We start from the raw sequence: 17,663 nt of genomic DNA on the forward strand, positions 1-17,663 counted from the left end.
AGAATAAAGTCTTTGAAAACAGATTGTTTAACTCCTCAAAATATAAAAAACTAAAATTGAGGCTTTTCCAGTTGTATTTGATATTCAACAATGTTTTTACATTGTCATGTGATTTCAGGACAAGACAAAAATAATATTAATCAACCTATTGAAATAAAAAAAGGCTATATAATTTAAAATCATATAGCCCTTTATAAAATTATTATATTTTCTTTACAGAGAAGCTTGTTGTCTTAAGTAAGCCATTTTAATTGCGGCTACAGCAGCTTCAGTACCTTTATTTCCATGAATCCCTCCACTTCTTTCAATAGCCTGTTGTATATTATTGTCTGTCAGGACACAAAAAATAACCGGAATATCTGTTTGAACATTTAAGTCCTTGATTCCTTGTGATACTGCTTCGCAAACAAAGTCAAAATGTTTTGTTTCTCCCTGGATTACACTTCCAATAGCGATTACAGCATCTACATTCTGAGTCTGTAACATTTTCTTGGAACCGTAAATCAGTTCATAGCTTCCGGGTACATTCCAACGGATAATATTTTCTGCTGCAACACCATTTTCTAATAGCGCTTCATTTGCTCCGTTAAAAAGACCTTCTGTTATAGTATCATTCCACTCTGCAACAACAATTCCAAATCGAAACTCTTTTGCATCAGGAATGGAGTCTTTATCATAATCCGATAAATTCTTATTGATCGTTGCCATATTATTATTGTGCCATACCTATTAAAGCATCAATATTTGAAGCTTCCGGGGCATTTTCATAATTTGTTTTAATATCTGTGAAGTACTGTAATGCCTTATCTTTTTTGTTTAAAGCTAATGCTGTCTGACCTGCTTTTAGTAAATAATGAGGTACTGTCAGATCATTTTTATTCAGCTCAATTGCTTTTACATAATAACTAAGTGCTTCATCCAATTGATTGATCTGTACGAAAGCATCTCCTATTGCGCCTTTTGCGATCGGAGCTAAAAGAGCGTCATCTCCTTTAAATTTATCCAGTTCGGCAATTGCTTCTTTAAATTTATTAGTGTTCAGATACGCCATTCCTGCATAATAGTGTGAAAGATTTGCAGCATTTGTACCTGAGTATTTTTCAGCAATATCAAGGAAACCGTATTTTCCTTCTCCCCCTTTTAGAGATAATGTATAAAGAGAATCACTTGCAGTACCGTCAACTGCCTGTTGAAAGTATTGTTGTGCCTGAAACATCTCATTTGCTGCTTCATCCTCTTTTGGATCGGTAACAAATTTACCATACAACAAATATCCTGCTGTAGCTAATGCTACTACTCCTACGAATCCGAAAATGTACTTCTGGTTCTTAGCGATCCAGTTTTCAGTTCTGGAGGCACCTTTGTCAAGAGTACTAAATACTTCAGCTGTTGTACTGTGCTGATTTTTATCATCTGCATTTTCGTCTTCTCCGTTTACTTTTGGAGCTTTATATCCTCTTTTGTTATAAGTTGCCATTTTCAATAATTAAGTTAACGGCAAAAATAAAATTTTTATTCAAATCTAAAAGGTCTTTTCTCGATATTTTTCAATAATTTGCGGTCTTTTAGAAAAACAGAGGCAAAAACTCCAAACTTCTCACTTTCAGTACGACATTTACAGATGTATTTAAAGAAATTATCCTTACTCAATTATAAAAACTTCTCTGAAGTCAGTTTTGACTTTGATGCCAAAATCAATTGTTTTGTCGGCAAAAACGGTATTGGTAAAACGAATGTGCTTGATGCGATCTATCATTTATCTTATGGTAAAAGTTATTTCAATCCGTTAGCGGTTCAGAATATCAGACATGGTGAGGAATTTTTTGTAATTGACGGTGAATTTGAAAAGAATGAAAGAACGGAACAGATTGTATGCAGTTTAAAGAAAGGACTGAAAAAAATAATGAAGCGAAACGGAAAAGCTTACGATAAGTTTTCAGATCATATCGGATTTATACCTCTGGTTCTTATTTCTCCTGCTGACAGGGATCTGATTGTTGAAGGAAGCGAAACCAGAAGAAAGTTCATTGACAGTGTTATTTCACAACTGGACAACAAATATCTCACACAGCTTATTCAGTATCAGAAAATATTAAGTCAGCGTAATGCTTTACTGAAATATTTTGCAATCAATCATGTTTTTGAAACGGATACTCTTTCTATTTATAATGAACAGCTAAATGGTCTGGCACAAGAGATATTTGAAAAAAGAAAGCAGTTTTTAGCTGATTTTATCCCAATATTCAATAAACATCATCAGGCGATTACGGGTTCTGCGGAAACGGTACAGCTGGAATATGAGAGTAATCTTCATGAGAAAGATCTATTGTCATTATTACAGGAAAATATTGCTAAAGATCGGGCTCTTCAATATACTAGTGTTGGCATTCATAAAGATGATCTGGCTTTTGAAATTGACCACTACCCTATTAAAAAATTTGGCTCTCAGGGACAACAGAAATCTTTTCTGATCGCCTTAAAATTAGCTCAGTTTGAATTTATCAAAAAACAAAGTGGCGTAAATCCTATCTTACTATTTGATGATATTTTTGACAAACTGGATGAAACCAGAGTCAGTAAGATCATAGAAATGGTCAATAATGATACTTTTGGACAGCTTTTTATATCAGATACCCATACAGAACGAACTGAAGCTATTGTAAAATCTACGCTTCAGAGTTATAAATTGTTTCAGTTGTAAAATTGGTTTAAGGTTTAAAATTCTTGAAGCCGTAGAGCCACAAGGTTTTAATTACTATATTATCAGGACTCAAGACCTTAATGTTTTAAGTTTTTCTGATAACTGAGTACTGAAGCTGTATGCTGAAAACCATTTTGGGAATCTCTTTATTCTTGTATCTTAATTTCTTTTCTCTAACTTTTCCTTTTCTGCATTTTGATTCCATTTTAAAAACAGTATTTTTGTTTTTTCAAAAAAATAAGTTTTGCTCAATGGAAGTCATTACCAATTTTTCATTAAAGAACTACAATACCTTCGGGATTGAAGCAAAAGCACTCCTGTTTACTGATGTGCATTCAGAAGCTGAACTTATTACGGTTTTAAAAGAAAATGGTTCTACTCCAAAATTTATTTTGGGTGGAGGTAGCAATATGTTGCTTACTAAAAACATTAAGGCTCTGGTAATCCATGTTGATCTTAAAGGGAAAAGAATTCTTAAAGAAAATGATGATTTCGTATGGGTCGAAGCTAAAGCGGGTGAAAACTGGCATGAATTTGTTCTGTGGACGATCTCACAAAACTTTGGTGGACTGGAGAATTTATCTTTAATTCCAGGAAATGTAGGCACTACTCCTGTTCAAAACATAGGGGCTTACGGAGTTGAAATGAAAGATCTTTTTGTTTCTTGTGAGGCTTTTGAAATCACTACGCAAAGACCAATCACATTTTCTAAAGAAGACTGTCAGTTCGGTTACAGGGAATCTGTTTTTAAGAACGAAGCAAAAGACAAATACATCATTACGGCAGTTACTTTTAAGCTGACAAAAAGAAATCATAATATCAATACTTCTTATGGCGCTATTGATACGGAATTGGCTAAAAACAATATCAAAAACCCTACTTTACAAGATATAAGCAACGCTGTAACGGCAATCAGGAAAAGCAAACTTCCCGACCCGAAAGAATTAGGCAACAGTGGTAGCTTCTTTAAAAATCCTATTATTTCAAAAAGTAATTTCGAAAAAATACAAGTGCTGCACCCTGAAATGCCACATTATATTGTTTCTGAAACAGAAGTAAAAATTCCGGCAGGATGGCTAATTGAACAAACCGGATTTAAAGGAAAACGTTTTGGAGATGCGGGTGTTCATAAAAACCAGGCTCTAGTATTAGTAAATTACGGATCTGCAACCGGACAGGAAATTTTGGATCTGGCTAAAAACATACAGAACACGATTTTAAAAACATTTGGAATCTCTATCGAAGCAGAAGTAAATATTATCTAAAACTCTCAAGCTTATGTTTATTGCTGACATTAACAAAAATGAAGATACTGAAGATATAAAAGCTTTTATAAAACAGAATAGTTTTGGCATCCTTATCAATCAGGTACAGGGAAAACCCTGGGGAACTCATATCCCTCTTGAACTAGAAATTAATAAAGAAGGAAAAGAAGTATTATTTGGTCACATTGCCAAAGAAAACCCACAATGGAAAGATTTTGAAACGGATAATACCGTTTTAGCAATATTTCAAGGGCCTCATTCTTACATTTCTTCTTCATGGTACGATCATGAAAATGTTCCTACATGGAATTATATTGCTGTGCATATTTACGGAAAAATCAAAATTATTAAAGGAGATGATTTACTGTATTCTTTAAAAAAATTAGTCGACAAATATGAAGCTAGTTCAGAAAATCCTGTGAAAATTGAAAATCTTTCCAAATCAACTATGCGTCAGGTAAATGGAATAGTTGCTTTTGAAATAACGATTGATACTATTCAGGCGATAAAAAAATTATCTCAGAACAGAGATAATAAAAACTACAATACAATCGTTTCTAAATTAGAAAATACAAAAGAGCACAATGCTTGTGAAATAGCGCGGGAAATGAAAAAAATAAGAGAATAAACTCTCATTTTGAATTTACTGAAATCAAATTAAAAGTATTAAATTTTGATTTGTACCTTTGCTCTAACCTAACCCTGTTTTGAATTGCATATGTTACTAATTCTACTCTCTCTCTTTATTGGAATTGCAGCGATACAAATTTTTTATTATCTCTTTATTTTCAGCAAGTTTGCCTTTTCCAATGAAGAAAACTCTTCTTCTCAAAAAAACAACATCAGTAAACCGATATCGGTAATTGTGCGGGCAAAAAATCAAATAGAAAATATGACCCGGCTTGTTCCTCTACTAGTTAGTCAGAACTACCCAGATTATGAGATTATTCTAATTAATGATGCTTCTACAGATGACACACAAGACCTTTTTGAGAACTTTGAAAAAGAATATCCTAATATCAGACTGGTCAATGTAGAAAACAATGAGGCCTTCTGGGCAAATAAAAAATATAGCCTTACATTAGGAATAAAAGCTGCCAAAAAAGAATATCTTCTTTTTATTGAACCGGACTGTTATCCTGTTTCAGAGAACTGGATTCAGCTTATGAGCGTTCAGTTTACAGATAAAAAAACAATTGTTCTGGGTTACAGTGGTTATGAGAAGGTACAGAAATCTTTCATAAATAAAGTATTTCGTTTTGAAAATATACTCAATACTCTTCAATACTTTTCATGGGCAAAAGCAGGAAGCCCCTACACCGGAAAAGGAAAGAATATGGGTTATAAAAGAGAAGAGTTTTTTGAAGCAAGCGGTTTCATCAATCACATGAAAATAAAATTTGGAGAGGATGAATTATTTATTAATCAGATTGCAACGAAAGAAAATACAGCGGTCTGCTCTATTCCGGAAAGTTTTACCTGTTCGAAAGCTAAAACGGATTATAAAAGTCTGTATGCTAATATGGTAAAAGCTTTTGATACTGAAAAACATTTCAAAATTATCGATGAGATCAAATTACATTTGTTTCAGATTTCTCAGTTTTTATTTCTGGCACTTGCTTTGATACTATTACTTTTTCAGTTTAACTGGATTGCCGTGCTAACGATTATAATCATACGATATAGTATTACATTCAGTACTTTAGGATATACTGCTAAAAAATTAAATGAAAAAGAACTACTATACTGGTATCCGTTTCTGGAAATTGTGATTATATATATACAAATGAATATCTTTATAGCATATTCTTTCAAGTTTACAATTAAACAAATCAAAAATTTTTCAAAATACATCTATTGGAAATTAAAAAACAGATAGAAAAAGCCAAAAAATACGACCAGATTGCATTCACTACATTATTGGATCATTACTGGAACGAAGTCTATGGTTTTATGCTGAAACGCACAGAAAACGAAACGGATTCTGAAGATATTACTATAGAAACATTTGCTAAAGCATTTGATAAGATCAGTACTTATAATCCTGATTATGCTTTTAACACTTGGCTAATCGCTATTGCAAAAAATGTACATATTGATCTCCTTCGAAAAAAGAAATCAAGTCTGTTTGTAGAAATTACAGATAAAGAGAAAAATCAGGCTTATAATATTGCAGACACAACTCCTTCTGCAGAGGATGAACTAATCATTGAACAGAACCTGTCTCAGCTACTACAATATATTAAAGAACTAAAACCTCATTATCAGGAAGTGATACAACTTCGTTATTTTCAGGAATTAAGTTATCAGGAAATCGCGGATCAGCTGAACGAACCTTTAAATAATGTTAAAGTAAAACTTCTGCGAGCCAAAAAATTACTAGCTGTTATTATTCAGCAGAAACGCTGATCTGTACTATAGAAGATTCTATTCCTTTTGTTCTGAAAATCCTTCTTGTTTTCTACAATATCAAATTAACTAAATAAAGAAATCATCAGATAAACAACAATCCGTATCTTTGTACTTTCAAAATTTATAATAAATGGAAAGTATCTTAGAAACCAATATAGTACCTACTCCTAAACCGAAATGGTTAAGAGTAAAATTACCAACGGGTAAAAAATATACTGAACTTCGTAGCCTGGTTGACAAATACAAGTTAAATACAATTTGTACTTCCGGAAGTTGTCCTAATATGGGGGAATGCTGGGGTGAAGGTACTGCCACTTTTATGATTCTGGGAAATATCTGTACTCGTTCATGTGGTTTCTGTGGTGTAAAAACAGGTCGTCCTGAAACGGTTGACTGGGATGAACCGGAAAAGGTAGCTCGTTCTATTAAGCTTATGAATATTAAACATGCAGTAGTAACAAGTGTGGACAGAGATGACTTAAAAGACGGTGGTTCTATTATCTGGTCTGAAACGGTAAAAGCAATCCGAAGAATGAATCCTGAAACGACTCTTGAAACCTTAATACCTGATTTCCAAGGAATAGAAAGGAATATTGACCGAATCATTGAAGCTAATCCGGAAGTGGTTTCACATAATATGGAAACGGTAAGAAGGTTGACTCGTGAGGTTCGCATACAGGCAAAATATGATAAAAGTTTAGCTGTACTGAAATACCTGAAAGAACAGGGAATCAGAAGAACTAAATCCGGAATCATGTTAGGTCTTGGTGAAAAAGAAGATGAAGTGATCCAGACATTACATGATTTGAAAGACGCTAATGTAGATATTGTAACTATTGGTCAATACTTACAACCCAGTAAGAAACATTTACCTGTAAAGGAATTTATTACTCCTGAACAATTTCAAAAATATGAAAAAATAGGTTTAGAATTAGGTTTCCGCCATGTAGAAAGCGGTGCTCTGGTTCGTTCTTCTTATAAAGCTCAGAAACATATTCTATAAATAAAATAATATTTTCCAATTTTTCTAATTTAAACAAATGGATAAAAAAATAAGAATCGCCATCAATGGTTTTGGACGTATCGGTCGTAATTTATTTAGATTACTACTAAATCATCCCACTATTGAGGTAGTTGCTATCAATGATATTGCTGATAATAAAACAATGGGGCATCTTACTAAATATGACAGTATTCACGGAATTTTACCTTATCCGGTATCTCACGATGAAAAAGCAATTTATATTGATGGAAAATCATATTTATTTTTTCATGAAAAAGAAATAAAAAATTTAGACTGGAAATCATCAGATATTGATATTGTGATCGAATCAACCGGAAAATACAAAACCTATGAAGAAATCCATCAGCATATCCTGTCCGGAGCAAAAAAGGTAATTCTTTCTGCTCCTTCTGAAGTAGATACTATCAAAACAGTAGTCCTTGGTGTTAATGAATCAATACTGGATGGTACTGAAATTATTATTTCAAATGCGAGCTGTACAACAAATAATGCTGCTCCGATGGTCAAAGTTATTCAGGAACTGTGTTCTATTGAACAGGCTTATATTACAACTGTTCACTCCTATACAACTGATCAGAGTTTACACGATCAGCCCCATAAAGACCTCAGAAGAGCTCGAGGTGCAACACAATCTATTGTACCAACCACTACGGGAGCAGCAAAGGCGCTGACAAAAATATTTCCGGATATGATCGGAAAAATCGGTGGTAGTGGTATTCGTGTTCCGGTTCCGGATGGTTCTTTAACTGATATTACTTGTTATGTAAAAAGAGAGGTTTCAATTGAAGAAATTAATGCTGCTTTTAAAACGGCTTCGGAAACTTCTTTAAAAGGAATTCTTGCCTATACGGAAGATCCAATCGTATCGGTTGATATTCTGGGAAACCGAAACTCCTGCCTTTTTGATTCACAGCTTACCTCTGTTATTGGAAAAATGGTGAAAGTAGTAGGCTGGTATGATAATGAGATTGGTTATTCTTCAAGAATTATCGACCTGATTACTTTATTTTCAAAAAAAGTTGATAGTTCACAATTGGTAGTTGATAGTTCTGTGAAAGACAGATAGTAAACAGTTTTCAGTGACAGTAAATCAGTACTCAAAAGAAGTGATCCATTGTGTAAGAAGTGAAAAGTAAAATATTATTAATAGCTCAACTAGCTTTAAACATTAAACAGATCAAAGAACCTTTGCAGCTCTGCGAGAAAACCTCAGTACCTTTGTACTTATCCTAACTTTGAACCTTAAACTTTAAACATTTTTATCTTTGTATTTTCTTGTTGTTGTCTTTTTTTTAACATTTATTTGATTAAATTTGGAATACCAACCTATTAATTAATCATTTAAAACAATACATTATGGCAACAATTCATCCTTATTTAAACTTTAACGGTACTACTGAAGAAGCTTTTAATTTTTACAAATCCGTATTTGGAGGTGAGTTTCTTATGTTACAACGTTTCAGAGATACCGGAGAAGTAGATAAACTGCCTGAAGCCGATAAAGATAAAATAATGCATATTGCTTTACCAATCGGAAAAGGAACTATTTTAATGGCTACGGATACTCTTGAATCTATAGGGCAAAAACTAACAATTGGAAATAATTCTCATCTTTCTATTGATGCTGATAGTGAAAAAGAAGCTACAAAACTTTTTAAAGGTCTGTCAGCGGGAGGAAAAGTGGAAATGGAACTGCAAAAAACATTCTGGGGAGCTTTTTTTGGAATGTTCACTGATAAGTTTGGTATACAATGGATGGTTAATTATGATTACAATAAAAATAGTTGATAATTTTGTGAGATGTGAAATGTTTTTAGTAAAATGTGAAATATTGTCCGTACTTGATATGGGTAGCTCCTCAAACCTTAAACTAAAAATCTACGAAACCCTGCAGATTTGAAAATAAAATCGGTAGGGTTTTGAATTTTAAGTCATTAAAGATTCTAAGATAAAATACAAGTTAATGTTAATCTTAGAATCATTTCTTTAAATATATTTGTAGTTTAGATTACTAAGAAACCAAAAGAATAAATAAAGGAATCGATTATTAAAGACAACAATCTGATCTGTCAGCAACAACAATATATGAAACTACTGACAGACAAAAGATTATCAACTAACTATGAAAATAATTAAAGATTTTAAGTTTCATTTTATGGCAATTATTACTGTCATAATTTGGGGAACAACATTTGTTTCTACAAAGATTCTGATCAATCATGGACTTCATCCTACTGAAATATTTCTGTATCGGTTTATTCTTGCTTATATCTGTATCTGGTTCGTTGCTCCACGCACTTTATGGGCAGATACTAAAAAAGATGAATTATTATTTGTTGCTTCGGGACTTTGTGGAGGTTCACTCTATTTTATTGCAGAGAACACTGCTTTAGGGATCACTTTGGCTTCTAATGTTTCTCTGATTATTTGTACTGCACCTATCTTAACAGCACTTTTGTCCTTACTGTTTTTCAGAGATAAAAAGATAAATTCTAATCTGTTTATAGGTTCTTTTATTGCTTTAGCCGGTGTTGCTCTGGTTGTTTTTAACGGTAGTTTTATTCTGAAGATCAATCCTCTTGGAGACTTCCTTACTGTAATAGCTTCTCTAATGTGGGCCTTTTATTGCTTGATCCTTAAACAACTGGATCAACGTTATTCTACATTATTTATCACCAGAAAGATATTCTTTTATGGAATAGTGACCTTAATACCTATATTTATTATTCACCCGATCCAGCTTAATTATACCCTTATTTTTGAACCTATTATTCTTATTAACTTATTATTTCTGGGAATTGTAGCTTCGATGATCTGTTATATCATGTGGAATATGGCAATGAAACATCTGGGAGCTCTGCGTACTGCTAATTATATTTATATTGTTCCGTTAGTTACCTTACTAACCTCTGCAATAGTACTAAATGAAACGATAACGGTTATTGCTCTCATCGGTTCTTTTCTTATATTACTGGGTGTTTATATGGCGGAGAAAAAATAGAATCTGTTTTGTCTATTATATATATTTAGAAGAAAGAACCAAGAGTCAAGAAGAAAGAGATTAAAGTATTCAGTCGTAGTAATCAGTCTTCAAAACAACTTTGCGTCTCGGTTAATAATTATCAATTGACAATTATTAACCGATCCACGCATTTTACTTTTTACAAATCACATCTCACAAAACTATCGACTATTTAATAATTAAGAATCAGCTCTCTGATTAGTTTTTTTACAGTTGGTTCTGCTTTTTTAGCAGCATCCAGTACTTCATCATGACTTACGGTATCAATGTTTTCTTCATCTCCCATATCTGTAATGATAGATACTCCAAAACATTCCATATCCATATGGCGGGCAACGATCACTTCGGGAACGGTAGACATTCCTACGCAGTCTGCTCCAACGATCTTAACCATTTTATATTCTGCCAGTGTTTCAAAAGTAGGTCCCTGTAAACCAAAATAAATTCCTTCTTTTACATCCATAACAGAAGTTGTTGCTATTTCTTTTGCTTTCTGTATCATCGCTCTGCTATAAGGCTCGCTCATGTTTACAAAACGCGGTCCGAAACGTTCATCATTTTTTCCTCTTAACGGATGTTCGGGCATAAAATTGATATGATCTTTAATAATCATTACATCGCCTACTTTAAACGTTGGATTTACTCCTCCTGAAGCATTGGAAACGATTAATTTTTCAACGCCTAAATATTTCATTACTCGTACCGGAAAGGTTACTTCCTGCATATTATAGCCTTCATAATAATGAAAACGTCCCTGCATTGCTACTACTTTTTTATTTCCTATTGATCCAAAAATAAGAGCGCCTTCGTGTCCCTGAACGGTAGAAACAGGGAAATTTGGAATTTCACTGTAATATAATTTGTATTCAACTTTTATTTCTTCTGTAAATCCACCTAATCCTGAACCTAAAATAATTCCATATTCGGGAGCAAAATCAACTCTTTCTTTAATATGATTTACGGTTTTCTGTACTTTTTCCCACATAATTTAATATTGTTTTATCAAAATTTTTACTTGCTGAAATAAATGTACTCTTTATTGGTAAATAAAACAATTGCTCTTTTGGCAAAGTCCCTTTCAGACGTACATAATCTTTTTCGGTTGTAATAATAATTCTATTATTTGCTTTATGCTGTATTTCTTGTATTTCTTTTTCTGTAAAATCATGATGATCTGGGAAGACCAGCTTTTCATCTCCTTTGCAATATAAATAATCAAAAAACGGTTGTGGTTTTGCAATTCCCGCTACTAATATCTTAGTCTGCTGCTGTATCTCTTTTACTTCTCTTTTTTCATCTTCGGAAAAAACAGCGTCATCATAGTCTATAAATGTAAAATAGATATTCTGTTCCGGTAAAAGTTTTAACTGAACTTTGATTTTATATTGTTCTTCTAAGGGAAGATTCTTTGGGCATTTTGTTACAATGATCACATCGGCACGTTTTGCTCCTGCTCTCTTTTCTCTCAGGTTTCCTGTCGGCAACATATAATCATCTGCATACAGATCACCATAAGCGGTTAACAAAATATAAAATCCTGCTGTTACTTTGCGATGCTGATAGGCATCATCCAGCAGTATTACTTCCGGTTTTTCAGGCTGTTGTAACAACTGTTCTATTCCGTTTTTCCGATTGGCATCTACTGCAACTATAATTTCCGGAAACTTCTGATGGAACTGAAACGGTTCGTCTCCTAAAAGAGCGGCGTCTGCGGTTGTATCTGCCAGAACAAATCCTTCTGATTTTCTTTTATATCCTCTGCTTAAAGTAGCGATCTTATATTGCGGAGATAATAATCGAATGAGATATTCGATTTGTGGTGTTTTTCCGGTTCCTCCTACACTCAGATTTCCAACTACAATAACAGGAACAGAAAAACGAAAGGACTTTAAAACTCCTTTATCAAACAAAAAATTACGGAATTGTGTAATCCATCCGTATAAAACAGCAAATGGGAACACTATTTTTCGCAATACAATCATGCAACGAAAGTATACTTTTTTTAGCTGAAAAGAAATAAAAAGGTTTGAATTGTTTAAAGTTTAAGGTTTATAAAGAAACAGAGTTACAAAGGTTTCTCGTAAAGTCATAGAGGTTTAAAGTTGGAATGAAGTTTAACCGAAAAGCTTGCAACAAAGACTTTAATCTTTTTAAAGCAAATATTCTCCTAACAGATTAAAAGAAATCTGTTAGGAATATTTTTTTCTGCAAAGTCTGTAACTCTATACTTTTGACTGATTTACTTTATCAATATACCGCTTAATCATACCTAAACAGGTTAAAAAAAACCTGTTTAGAGACTGTTTAGCCCTGATAGAGCTGATATCCTCGTAATGAAATGGAGAGATAAAAGCGAAAGCAGGAATAGCTTCAAATTAAACTAAATCTGTTTTGCGTATTCTGCGATTTTATCTTCGCTTATTTGCTTTGTGATTTCAAGCAAACGTTTTACTTTGGGTAACAGTGCGTCAATATCTTCTTTTGTTACTATGAATTGCGGATTATAACGGGCTTCGATATAGGCACTTTTGAGGAGTTCGAATAATCGTTTTTCTTCGGGAGTATCATTGGGGAAAATAGGCGGTAAATTTGATGAATATTTCCTTACGAAAGAAAACATTTTGGATAAATTATGTAGTTTTGGATTGGTTAGCGTATATACTAATCGGATCGTCTGAAAACTATTTTCGCAAGCTTGATGAAGATGAAAAAAAGCTTTTTTATACTCCTTATCATTATAATCATAGTTAACACTTCTCAAAAAACTATTAGCCCATTCAAATTTATCTTTAAAATATTCTTCAGCCTGTTGTTTTATTTCGTCAAAACGAAGCGGACGTTGCTCTGCAAGGGTATGTTTTTTTGTGTCATAAAGTACAATCCCTTCTTCTTTGATTTGGGTATAAAAATATCTGCCTGCATCAATATAGTCATTTAACCGATGAATGTTTTCATGTATAAACTCAACGGGAGTTTGTAAGTCCGGATCCTGATAATACATATTATCGATTGTATCAAGAATCTTGGTTGCTCTTTGCTCGGTTACTTTTTCTGTTACTACGAGTATATCATAATCACTTCTGTAGGAGGTGGGAATGCCAAATTCTACTCTTTCGTCATGATCTACATATTCGTTTCTTGCATAACTTCCGTAGAGGATAATCATTTGAGTTTTTGGAAGTCTTGTAGTTATTTGTTCTACAAAACGGAGGAGGTCTCTTTGTTTCTTTTGTGGCAGATAAGCGATAGAATTCTTCATGGGATGATTAAATAGTTACAGAACAAAAATAATTCTATTTTTTGAGATTTATTTTTCACTAATGTAGTTAAAAAAGAAAACTATTGGGAGAATAAATTCTCTTTTTTATTTTATATATCTCCTAACCCGTTTTGATTCGTTTAAAGCTTAAGGTTCAAAGTTAACAGAGTTGCAAAGTTCTTCTGATAACTGAATACCGGGACTGAAAACTTTTTACGAAAACGTTTCACTAAAACCTTTTTACTTTCTACTTTTGACTTTCACCTGATTATTAAGATCTCTAAAAATGAAAATAAAAGAAATCATCACTGTTCTTGAAGAAATGGCTCCTCTTGCTTATGCGGAAGATTTTGACAATGTCGGCTTATTAATCGGCGATTCAGAAAATAAAGCAACGGGCGTTTTGGTTTGCCATGATGCTCTAGAAAGTGTTATTGATGAAGCGGTTGCTAAAAACTGTAATCTTGTGGTCTGTTTCCATCCTATTCTATTTTCCGGGATCAAAAAAATTACGGGTAAAAATTATGTGGAAAGAGCTATTATCAAAGCAATTAGAAACGATATTGCTATTTATGCGGTTCATACTGCACTAGACAATCATCCTCAGGGAGTCAATAAAATATTTTGTGATCATTTAGGTTTAAAAAACACTAAAATATTAATCCCGAAACAACACTTTATTAAAAAACTGGTTACTTATACTGTCCCTGAAAATGCGGATAAAGTAAGAAATGCACTATTTGAAGCCGGTGCGGGAAACATTGGTAATTATGATAATTGTAGCTTCAATACTAACGGAACGGGGACTTATAAAGGAAATGAAAACAGCAATCCGGTTATTGGTGAAAAAGAAAAATTGACAACAACGGATGAGATCAGAATTGAGGTTCTTTTTGAAAAACATTTGGAAAACAAAATCTTAAAAGCGTTATTTACGAATCATATTTATGAGGAAGTGGCTTATGAGATGTACAATTTAGAAAATATTCATCAGAATATCGGACTGGGAATGATTGGGGAACTGGAACAACCAATGTCTGAAAATGATTTCCTGTCTTTTATAAAGGAAAAAATGCAAACCGAAGGAATCCGACACAGTGCTTTTCTGAATAAACCTGTTACTAAAGTTGCAGTTCTGGGCGGTTCTGGAAGTGCTGCTATTCGAAATGCAATTCAGGCGGGAGCAGATGTTTTTTTAACAGCAGATCTAAAATATCATCAGTTTTATGAAGCAGAAAATAAACTTCTTTTAGCAGATATCGGACATTTTGAAAGTGAACGTTATACAAAAAACTATATAGTTAGTTATCTTACGAAAAAAATCCTTAATTTTGCAATCATTTTATCAGAAGAAAATACAAATCCAGTTAAGTACTTTTAAAATATGGCGAATATCAAAGAATTAAATGTTGAAGATAAGTTAAGAGCGATTTATGACCTGCAGTTAATTGACTCTAGAATTGACGAAATCAGAGGAGTAAGAGGTGAACTACCTCTGGAAGTAGAAGATTTAGAAGATGAAGTCGCTGGCTTAAGCACTCGTTTAGAGAAACTGAAGAATGACCTGGAAAATATTGAAGAGCAAATCAAAGTTAAGAAAAACGCTATTGATGAGCATAAAGCTTCAATAAAAAAATATACTGAACAACAAAAAAATGTTCGTAATAACAGAGAGTTCAACTCTTTAACAAAAGAGGTTGAGTTTCAGGAATTAGAAATTCAATTGGCAGAAAAGCACATTAAAGAAATGAAAGCTTCAATTGACCACAAAAAAGAAACAATCTCTCAATCTAAAGAAAAATTAGACGGAAAACAATCTCACTTAAAACATAAGAAATCTGAATTAGATTCAATTATGTCTGAAACGGAGAAAGAAGAGAACTTCTTATTAAACAAATCAGCAGAGTATCAAGCTTCTATCGAACCAAGATTATTAGCTGCTTATACAAGAATCAGAACTAGTGTAAGAAACGGCTTAGCGGTTGTTTCTATTGAAAGAGGTGCTTCTGCAGGTTCTTTCTTCACTATTCCGCCACAAACACAAATGGAAATTGCTTCCCGTAAAAAAATCATCACAGATGAGCATAGTGGAAGAATTCTTATTGATAGTGCAATGGCTGATGAAGAAAAGGAAAAAATGGAAAAAATATTTTCTAAATTCTAAAAATATAAGCCTCCAACATGGAGGCTTTTTTTTGTTTTATGCGTAAAGTCCTTATCAAGTCCATAGGTTTATATATCAACCTTCTCAGCTATGTTGCTCCTTCCAGAGCTTCACAAATGGCATATCGCCTTTTTAGTGAACCCCGGAGCGGCAGACTGCATCTTGATAAAATGCCTGCTATACTTCTGGAAGCAGAAACGAATACCATAACTCGTAATAATGTCACACTTCAGACGTATACCTGGAAAGGAAATGAACAGATTATCCTTTTAGTTCACGGATGGGAAAGTAATGCTTCCCGATGGGAACCTTTTATCAATATTCTGAAAAAATCAGGTAGTACTATCATTGCGTTAGATGCTCCTGCACACGGTCTATCAACCGGTAAAGAATTCAATATTCCGAAATATGCGGAGTTTGTTTCTATTCTGGCGAAAAAACACCAGCCTCAATTCATTGTAGGACATTCTCTTGGTGGAGCTACTACTCTTTATTTTTTAAATAAATATAAAAATGACTCTTTGAGCAAAGTAGTTCTTTTAGGCACTCCAAGTGAACTACGAACTATTATCAACAACTATGTAAATTTATTGAGTCTGAATACAAAAGTATTTCGATTACTTGAAAAACGTTTGTTTACTTATTTCAAAATCAGGATTACAGAGTTTTCAGGAAAAAAATTTGCTTCTAAGCTTAAAATAAAAGGACTGATCGTTCATGATATTGAGGATAATATAGTCGCTTTTAAGGAAGGAAAAGAAATTGCTGAAACTTGGGCGTTTTCTGAATTTATAGAAACAAAAGGACTTGGACACAGTTTACACGATGAACAATTGTATCATCGTATTTATGACTTCTTATTTTATCAGGATAAAAATCCGATCCTTTAACACTCAAGCCTGAAAGAGTAAACAGAGGAAGTAACTAAAGGATTTGACAATCCTGTTTTCAAATCATTAAATAAATCTTACTTTTGCAGTTATGGAAGAAAATTCTAAACGTCTTAATAAATTTATAGGTGAATCTGGGTTCTGCTCTCGTCGTGAAGCGGATAAACTGATTGAGCAGGGTCGTGTAACTATTAATGGAATTGTTCCTGAAATGGGCACAAAAGTCACTCCTGATGATGTGATCCGAATTGATGGTAAATTAATCAGTGAAAAGAAAGAAAAATTCACTTATTTGGCTTTTAATAAACCGGTGGGAATTGAATGTACTACTAATTTAAGTACTCCGAATAATATTGTTGATTATATTAATTATCCTAAACGTATCTTCCCTATCGGAAGGCTGGACAAGGCAAGTGAGGGGCTGATTTTTATGACGGATGATGGTGATATTGTCAACAAAATCCTGCGTGCAAAGAACAATCATGAGAAAGAATATACGGTAACGGTAAACCGTCCTATTACGGATCGCTTTATTGAAAGAATGGGAAATGGTATTCCTATCCTCGACACGGTTACTAAAAAATGTAAAGTGGAACAGATCAGCAAATATATCTTCAAGATCATTCTTACTCAAGGTCTGAACCGACAAATCCGAAGAATGTGTGAATATCTGGGTTATGAGGTAACACACTTAAAGCGTATCCGAATCATCAACATCTCGTTAGATGTTCCTGTGGGCAGATATCGTGAATTAACGGATGCTGAAATGAAAGAAATGAATGAACTGATTGCTCCTTCTCTGAAAACGGAGGAAGGTTCTCTGGAAAAGGAACCAACGGGAAGACTTTTTGGCAGACCGGCTCCTACCCGATATGGTAATCGTTCTTCTGATAACAGGAATAATAAAAAATCCTGAGTTTAGGGTC

The 17,663-nt window shown here is 33.4% G+C and carries 18 protein-coding genes; 13 read left to right on the forward strand and 5 right to left on the reverse strand.

Annotated features, from left to right (window positions below):
* Positions 1-213: 213 nt before the first annotated feature.
* On the reverse strand, positions 214-708 hold the full coding sequence (gene ribH / locus AC4FQX_RS02655; RefSeq protein WP_491166115.1) for a 6,7-dimethyl-8-ribityllumazine synthase: 495 nt from the start codon (positions 706-708) through the stop codon (positions 214-216).
* A gap of 4 nt (positions 709-712) precedes the next feature.
* Positions 713-1,477 carry a tetratricopeptide repeat protein gene (locus tag AC4FQX_RS02660; RefSeq protein ID WP_491166116.1) on the reverse strand — a complete coding sequence of 255 codons (765 nt, stop codon included), beginning with the start codon at positions 1,475-1,477 and terminating at the stop codon, positions 713-715.
* Positions 1,478-1,621: 144 nt separating this feature from the next.
* On the opposite strand from AC4FQX_RS02660, the gene recF reads away from it, so the two are divergent.
* The 9 genes from recF (at position 1,622) to AC4FQX_RS02705 (ending at position 10,403) form a co-directional block, all read left to right on the forward strand.
* Positions 1,622-2,701 carry a DNA replication/repair protein RecF gene (gene recF / locus AC4FQX_RS02665; RefSeq protein ID WP_491166117.1) on the forward strand — a complete coding sequence of 360 codons (1,080 nt, stop codon included), beginning with the start codon at positions 1,622-1,624 and terminating at the stop codon, positions 2,699-2,701.
* A gap of 119 nt (positions 2,702-2,820) precedes the next feature.
* Positions 2,821-3,966, forward strand: coding sequence for a UDP-N-acetylmuramate dehydrogenase (murB, locus tag AC4FQX_RS02670; protein WP_491166118.1), 1,146 nt, complete (start codon positions 2,821-2,823; stop codon positions 3,964-3,966).
* Between the two features lie 13 nt (positions 3,967-3,979).
* The gene (locus tag AC4FQX_RS02675; protein WP_491166119.1) at positions 3,980-4,594 is read left to right on the forward strand and encodes an FMN-binding negative transcriptional regulator; all 615 of its coding nucleotides are present in this window, start codon (positions 3,980-3,982) and stop codon (positions 4,592-4,594) included.
* Between the two features lie 90 nt (positions 4,595-4,684).
* Positions 4,685-5,845 carry a glycosyltransferase gene (locus tag AC4FQX_RS02680; protein WP_491166120.1) on the forward strand — a complete coding sequence of 387 codons (1,161 nt, stop codon included), beginning with the start codon at positions 4,685-4,687 and terminating at the stop codon, positions 5,843-5,845.
* On the forward strand, positions 5,824-6,375 hold the full coding sequence (locus tag AC4FQX_RS02685; RefSeq protein ID WP_491166121.1) for an RNA polymerase sigma factor: 552 nt from the start codon (positions 5,824-5,826) through the stop codon (positions 6,373-6,375). Before AC4FQX_RS02680 ends, AC4FQX_RS02685 begins: the two co-directional genes overlap by 22 nt.
* 133 nt (positions 6,376-6,508) lie before the next feature.
* The gene (lipA, locus tag AC4FQX_RS02690) at positions 6,509-7,381 is read left to right on the forward strand and encodes a lipoyl synthase (protein ID WP_491166122.1); all 873 of its coding nucleotides are present in this window, start codon (positions 6,509-6,511) and stop codon (positions 7,379-7,381) included.
* Positions 7,382-7,418: 37 nt separating this feature from the next.
* Positions 7,419-8,468: a type I glyceraldehyde-3-phosphate dehydrogenase gene (gene gap / locus AC4FQX_RS02695; RefSeq protein ID WP_491166123.1), complete on the forward strand. Its 1,050-nt coding sequence runs from the start codon at positions 7,419-7,421 to the stop codon at positions 8,466-8,468.
* 290 nt (positions 8,469-8,758) lie between these two features.
* Complete coding sequence (locus AC4FQX_RS02700; protein ID WP_491166124.1) at positions 8,759-9,190, forward strand: VOC family protein; 432 nt, start codon at positions 8,759-8,761, stop codon at positions 9,188-9,190.
* A gap of 334 nt (positions 9,191-9,524) precedes the next feature.
* Positions 9,525-10,403: a DMT family transporter gene (locus tag AC4FQX_RS02705; protein WP_491166125.1), complete on the forward strand. Its 879-nt coding sequence runs from the start codon at positions 9,525-9,527 to the stop codon at positions 10,401-10,403.
* 193 nt (positions 10,404-10,596) lie between these two features.
* Here AC4FQX_RS02705 and AC4FQX_RS02710 read toward each other — a convergent pair whose 3' ends face one another.
* The 3 genes from AC4FQX_RS02710 to AC4FQX_RS02720 form a co-directional block, all read right to left on the reverse strand.
* On the reverse strand, positions 10,597-11,409 hold the full coding sequence (locus AC4FQX_RS02710; protein ID WP_491166126.1) for a purine-nucleoside phosphorylase: 813 nt from the start codon (positions 11,407-11,409) through the stop codon (positions 10,597-10,599).
* Complete coding sequence (lpxK, locus tag AC4FQX_RS02715; protein WP_491166127.1) at positions 11,372-12,406, reverse strand: tetraacyldisaccharide 4'-kinase; 1,035 nt, start codon at positions 12,404-12,406, stop codon at positions 11,372-11,374. The genes AC4FQX_RS02710 and lpxK overlap by 38 nt, the downstream gene beginning before the upstream one ends.
* Before the next feature lie 398 nt (positions 12,407-12,804).
* A complete protein-coding gene (locus AC4FQX_RS02720; protein WP_491166128.1) occupies positions 12,805-13,683 on the reverse strand; it encodes a HEPN domain-containing protein in 879 nt (292 codons plus the stop codon).
* A gap of 286 nt (positions 13,684-13,969) precedes the next feature.
* Here AC4FQX_RS02720 and AC4FQX_RS02725 point away from each other — a divergent pair, with 286 nt between their 5' ends.
* From AC4FQX_RS02725 to rluF, 4 genes are all read left to right on the forward strand, one after another.
* Entirely contained in the window at positions 13,970-15,064 is a 1,095-nt protein-coding gene (locus AC4FQX_RS02725) for a Nif3-like dinuclear metal center hexameric protein (protein ID WP_491166129.1), read from the forward strand.
* A 3-nt stretch (positions 15,065-15,067) separates the two neighbouring features.
* Entirely contained in the window at positions 15,068-15,847 is a 780-nt protein-coding gene (locus AC4FQX_RS02730) for a zinc ribbon domain-containing protein (RefSeq protein WP_491166130.1), read from the forward strand.
* Positions 15,848-15,864: 17 nt separating this feature from the next.
* The gene (locus AC4FQX_RS02735) at positions 15,865-16,737 is read left to right on the forward strand and encodes an alpha/beta hydrolase (RefSeq protein WP_491166131.1); all 873 of its coding nucleotides are present in this window, start codon (positions 15,865-15,867) and stop codon (positions 16,735-16,737) included.
* A gap of 91 nt (positions 16,738-16,828) precedes the next feature.
* The gene (gene rluF / locus AC4FQX_RS02740; protein ID WP_491166132.1) at positions 16,829-17,653 is read left to right on the forward strand and encodes a 23S rRNA pseudouridine(2604) synthase RluF; all 825 of its coding nucleotides are present in this window, start codon (positions 16,829-16,831) and stop codon (positions 17,651-17,653) included.
* Positions 17,654-17,663 lie beyond the last annotated feature (10 nt).

Source organism: Flavobacterium sp. AK-301 (assembly GCF_058310215.1).

What these genes read in the sequence shown, in the direction of transcription:
- gap (WP_491166123.1), top strand. Translation starts at nt 7,419, where the DNA reads ATGGATAAAAAAATAAGAATCGCCATCAATGGTTTTGGACGTATCGGT.
- AC4FQX_RS02705 (WP_491166125.1), top strand. Translation starts at nt 9,525, where the DNA reads ATGAAAATAATTAAAGATTTTAAGTTTCATTTTATGGCAATTATTACT.
- AC4FQX_RS02700 (WP_491166124.1), top strand. Translation starts at nt 8,759, where the DNA reads ATGGCAACAATTCATCCTTATTTAAACTTTAACGGTACTACTGAAGAA.
- AC4FQX_RS02660 (WP_491166116.1), bottom strand. Translation starts at nt 1,477, where the DNA reads ATGGCAACTTATAACAAAAGAGGATATAAAGCTCCAAAAGTAAACGGA.
- AC4FQX_RS02725 (WP_491166129.1), top strand. Translation starts at nt 13,970, where the DNA reads ATGAAAATAAAAGAAATCATCACTGTTCTTGAAGAAATGGCTCCTCTT.
- recF (WP_491166117.1), top strand. Translation starts at nt 1,622, where the DNA reads ATGTATTTAAAGAAATTATCCTTACTCAATTATAAAAACTTCTCTGAA.
- AC4FQX_RS02730 (WP_491166130.1), top strand. Translation starts at nt 15,068, where the DNA reads ATGGCGAATATCAAAGAATTAAATGTTGAAGATAAGTTAAGAGCGATT.
- lpxK (WP_491166127.1), bottom strand. Translation starts at nt 12,406, where the DNA reads ATGATTGTATTGCGAAAAATAGTGTTCCCATTTGCTGTTTTATACGGA.
- AC4FQX_RS02675 (WP_491166119.1), top strand. Translation starts at nt 3,980, where the DNA reads ATGTTTATTGCTGACATTAACAAAAATGAAGATACTGAAGATATAAAA.
- lipA (WP_491166122.1), top strand. Translation starts at nt 6,509, where the DNA reads ATGGAAAGTATCTTAGAAACCAATATAGTACCTACTCCTAAACCGAAA.
- AC4FQX_RS02710 (WP_491166126.1), bottom strand. Translation starts at nt 11,409, where the DNA reads ATGTGGGAAAAAGTACAGAAAACCGTAAATCATATTAAAGAAAGAGTT.
- murB (WP_491166118.1), top strand. Translation starts at nt 2,821, where the DNA reads ATGCTGAAAACCATTTTGGGAATCTCTTTATTCTTGTATCTTAATTTC.
- ribH (WP_491166115.1), bottom strand. Translation starts at nt 708, where the DNA reads ATGGCAACGATCAATAAGAATTTATCGGATTATGATAAAGACTCCATT.
- AC4FQX_RS02735 (WP_491166131.1), top strand. Translation starts at nt 15,865, where the DNA reads ATGGAGGCTTTTTTTTGTTTTATGCGTAAAGTCCTTATCAAGTCCATA.
- rluF (WP_491166132.1), top strand. Translation starts at nt 16,829, where the DNA reads ATGGAAGAAAATTCTAAACGTCTTAATAAATTTATAGGTGAATCTGGG.
- AC4FQX_RS02720 (WP_491166128.1), bottom strand. Translation starts at nt 13,683, where the DNA reads ATGAAGAATTCTATCGCTTATCTGCCACAAAAGAAACAAAGAGACCTC.
- AC4FQX_RS02680 (WP_491166120.1), top strand. Translation starts at nt 4,685, where the DNA reads ATGTTACTAATTCTACTCTCTCTCTTTATTGGAATTGCAGCGATACAA.